Annotated in this window: 3 protein-coding genes; 2 read left to right on the forward strand and 1 reads right to left on the reverse strand. The window is 48.2% G+C overall.

Translation table 11 applies throughout. The features are described from left to right. The first annotated feature begins 119 nt into the window (after positions 1-119). Together fdhF and VN429_RS06195 are read left to right on the forward strand one after the other, a co-directional pair. On the forward strand, positions 120-2,186 hold the full coding sequence (fdhF, locus tag VN429_RS06190) for a formate dehydrogenase subunit alpha (RefSeq protein WP_325631005.1): 2,067 nt from the start codon (positions 120-122) through the stop codon (positions 2,184-2,186). A gap of 2 nt (positions 2,187-2,188) precedes the next feature. Further along, positions 2,189-3,430: a Coenzyme F420 hydrogenase/dehydrogenase, beta subunit C-terminal domain gene (locus tag VN429_RS06195; protein ID WP_325631001.1), complete on the forward strand. Its 1,242-nt coding sequence runs from the start codon at positions 2,189-2,191 to the stop codon at positions 3,428-3,430. Between the two features lie 44 nt (positions 3,431-3,474). Here the strand turns inward: VN429_RS06195 and VN429_RS06200 are convergent. Next, positions 3,475-4,562 (reverse strand): substrate-binding domain-containing protein (locus VN429_RS06200; RefSeq protein WP_325631004.1); only part of this gene is annotated, 1,088 nt, incomplete at its 5' end.

The following is a 4,562-nucleotide window of genomic DNA, read 5'->3' on the forward strand; positions in this document are numbered from 1 at the left end:
TAATTACCCGGTTTAGATAATGGTGGTGAATTCATCCACCTCTATTCACCAATTTCCAACAAAATTTCAAAAGACTTATCTTACTGAATATGCCACTTGATATTACCGAGGAATCGTTAATGGAATTTAAGTATGTTCAGACAACATGCCCGTACTGCGGTACCGGCTGTTCGTTTAACCTTGTGGTAAAGGACGGAAAGGTCGTCGGGACTGCACCGTACCAGCGTTCACCGGTGAACGAGGGTAAGGTCTGCCCGAAGGGACTGTATTCCCACGAGTTTATCAATTCCCCTGATCGACTCACCACACCACTGATTAAGAAGGACGGAAAGTTTGTAGAGGCCACCTGGGACGAGGCACTCAAACTTATCGCTGAAAATTTCAAGACATTCAAGCCCGATGAGTGTGCTGTTCTTTCTTCAGCCCGTGTCTCAAACGAAGATAACTACGCGATGATGAAGTTCGCCCGTGGTGTCTTCAAGACACGGCACATCGATCACTGTGCCCGACTTTGTCATGCATCCACGGTTGCAGGTCTTGCAAATATTTTTGGCTCCGGTGCAATGACCAATTCCATTCTCGATATCGCTCAATCCAAGTGTGTCTTCGTCATCGGTTCTAACACCTTTGAGAATCACCCGCTCATCGGTCGTAAGATCATGACGGCAAAGGCAAACGGTGCCAAGGTTATCTATGTAGATCCCCGGAAGACACCGACCGGAAAACAGGCTGATCTCTTCCTGCAATTCTACTCTGGAACTGATGTCTGTCTCCTGAACGGTCTTATGCAGGAGATCATCAAGAACGGATGGGAAAACAAGGAATTCATCGAGAAGCGCTGCAATGGGTTCGACGATCTCAAGAGCGAGGTAATGAAGCCTGAATACAGCCTTGAGAACGTCTCTACCGTCACCGGTGTTCCGGTCGAGGATCTGAAGACCGCAGCAGAATGGTACGCAAAGTCAGGCGCAACAGCCATTCTCTACTCGATGGGTATCACCCAGCACACCACCGGAGTTGACAACGTTAAGTCTTGTGGAAATATCCAGATGCTTACCGGAAACCTAGGTCGCCCGGGAACCGGTGTGAACGCTCTGCGTGGACAGAACAACGTGCAGGGAGCCTGTGATATGGGAGCCCTTCCGGTTGTGTTCACCGCATACCAGAAAGTCATCGATCCTGCAGCACACAAAAAGTTCGAAGATGCATGGGGATTCCCTGACGGTATTGCAGAGGGTAAGAACGGGTACGAAGTTACCGTCATGATGGATGTCCTCACCGACAAGCCCGGTGAATTGAAATGCATGTATATCATGGGTGAAAACCCGATGATCTCTGACCCTGACCTCACTCACGTCGAACATGCACTTAAATCTCTTGAGTTCCTGGTCTGCCAGGATATCTTTATGAATGAGACCAGTGTACTTGCAGATGTTGTTCTCCCGGCAACCTGTTTCGCAGAAAAAGACGGGACCCAGACTTCAACTGAACGCCGTGTTCAGATGTGGAGAAAGGCCCAGGACCCACCAGGCGAAGCACGGTTAGACTGGCAGATTATTGCCGACATTGCCAAGGCAATGGGATATGAGAAGCAGTTTGCCTGGAAATCAGCAGAAGAGATCTTTACCGAGATGGCATCACTTACTCCTTCCTATGCCGGCATGACCTATGAGCGACTGAACAAACCTGAAGCACTCCACTGGCCATGCCCAACCAAGGAACACCCGGGAACCCCAATTCTCCACGGTGAAAAGTTTGGTATGCCTGATGGCAAGGGTCTTATGACTGCCATTTCGTTTAAGTACCAGACCGAACGCCCTGACGCTGAATATCCGTTCCTCCTTACCACCGGACGCTGTATCTGGCATTGGCACACTGGGACCATGACCCGGAGATCTGAAAACCTCGAACGCGAAGAACCAACCGGATGGGTTGAGATCAACCCCGAGGATGCAAAGGCTCTCGGTATTAAGAACGGTGAGATGATCAAGGCGATCAGCCGCCGTGGAGAGATCCAGATCACCGCCCGTGTCACTGATACCATCAAGAAAGGTGTCATGTTCATACCGTTCCACTTTGTCGAGTGTGCAGCAAACATGCTGACCATCAACGCTCTTGACCCAATCGCCAAGATTCCGGAGTCAAAAGCCTGTGCTGTGAAGGTTGAGAAGATCCAGGGGGCCTGAAGATGGTAGCAAATGGCGATATGGTTTATGCATGGGCAAAAGATGCAGAGATCCTGAAGAAAGGAGAGTGTGGTGGCGCAGTCACAGCACTTCTTAAACATGCACTCGAATCCAAGACCGTTGATGCGGTCCTTGCAGTGAAAAAAGGACAGGACATCTATGATGCAGTTCCTGCGTTCATCACCGATCCGACAGAGATAGCATCTACTGCAGGTTCACTGCACTGTGGAACCTTGCTGATGCCCAAGATCCTCAAGAAGTACCTTGATGGCGCCAAAAACATGAAGATCGCAGTCACCTGCAAGGGCTGTGATGTCATGGCATTCTATGAACTGGCAAAGCGGAATCAGATCAACCTTGACAATGTCATCATGATCGGTGTCAACTGTGGAGGATCTGTCAGCCCGGTTGCAGCCAGGAAGATGATCACCGAGAAGTTCGAGGTTGACCCGAACATCGTTCACAAGGAAGAGATCGACAAGGGTCAGTTCATCATCGAGTACGAAGGTGGGCACAAAGGCATCAAGATCGATGAACTTGAAGAGGAAGGATACGGTCGCCGGTCCAACTGCCGCCGTTGTAAGATGAAAGTTCCCCGTGGTGCAGATCTCGCCTGCGGTAACTGGGGAGTCATCGGAGACAAGGCTGGAAAGGCAACCTTTATCGAAGTCTGTTCAGAGAAGGGTGCAAACCTCGTATCTGCAGCAGCATCCAAAGGTGCAATCGAGACTGCAACCCCGGATCCGAAGGGTATAGAGATCAGGGGCAAGGTTGAGAAGGCAATGCTCAAGCTCGGCGATGACTGGCGCAAGAAGGACTTTGCCGGACTTGGAACCGGGAAAGAACGTCTCAAGACCATCATGGACGAGAGCTCCCGATGCATCAAGTGTTTTGCCTGTGTTGACAACTGCCCGATTTGTTACTGTGTCGAGTGTTCAACCAAGAAACCCTGGTTCGTCACCCCGGGACAGCTTCCACCAGGCCTCATGTTCCATCTGATCAGGTTCGCACACATCTCTGACTCCTGTATCAACTGTGGTCAGTGTGAAGAACTCTGTGCAATGGATATCAGAAACGCACTCTTCATGCATGCCCAGCAGGTTGAGATCGAGAAGATGTTCGGACATGTTCCTGGAAAGGATATGACCCCACCAATCCATGCACTTGCAGAGGAGAGGGCAGAACGTGCACGGCTTGAAGCAACCGGAACCGATTCGATATACACGAATATCTTCGAAGAATAACTATCTACCTGGAGATGCTCAAGCATCTCTCATAGGTATCGTTTCTATTTTTTAGGATTGTCAGTGTTATAGCACCCTTTATTACTCATTGAATTACGTGAACCCTTCTTTCGCCTGCATTCCCTAATCATACCCGTGAGATCCATCTCATACCCTCCGAGATGTGTCAGAACCTGTTTGAATTCGTTTGAATTGAGAATATCAACAATTGCTCTGATTCGTGAATCTTCTTCAAAGAGGTCCTTTGTGGTAACCAGTTCATACCGCTCAACTCCTATTGGTATGAACGGGAGCCCAAAAGTAAGGGCAGCTCCATATGTAGTCAGACCGATATCTGCATCTCCGCTCTGGACTGCAAGACAGACCTCATAGTGCGAAGACACCTCCTGATCATACCCGGTAATATCTTCTGGATGGATCTTTTTCTCTGCAAGAAGACGATCAAGCAGTATTCGTGTTCCTGATCCCTTTTGACGGTTGATAAATCTATGAGTTGTTATCGCCTCAAAATCGAGTACCTCACGTGATACAATGCCTTGTATTCGTTCTGCTACGCATATTAGAACCAGATCTTTATTCGGAAAATACTGCTTTAAAAAAGGAATATTATACTCATTATCATCTGCAAGCAGGTGCATCGGGGCAAGATGACAATTTCCGTCTTTGAGAGTCAGCAACCCATCCATACTTCCTACATGAGAAGATGCAATGATAATCCTTTTTTCTCTCGCGATATCAGCAATATAATCAATGGCAAGGTCATGCGATCCGGTAATGAGAATAACTTGTTCTGCAATCCCCTTTTGAACCTGTAATGTGGTGTTTACCCGAGAACCTTTCTTTAATTCTTCCTGATCAGCGGGAATCTTCAGATATGCATTTGACCTTACCAGGTTCATCTGAACTCCGGACTGACGAGAGAGAGGGGTGGCAACCCATTTGTTTCGAACCTTTCCTGCAGTTGCCAGTATATATTCGTCAAGTCCTGGAGAAGATTTGATAGAACGTGTCAGATAAGCAGATATTTGATCCGGTATTGGAAAACAAAATCCATACCATTCAAGAATTGGTTGAATAAATTCACGTAGGATTGTGTAAAAAGCAACCGGATATCCGGGCATGCCTACAACTA

Source organism: Methanospirillum sp., assembly GCF_035560735.1.
Lineage (GTDB): Archaea > Halobacteriota > Methanomicrobia > Methanomicrobiales > Methanospirillaceae > Methanospirillum.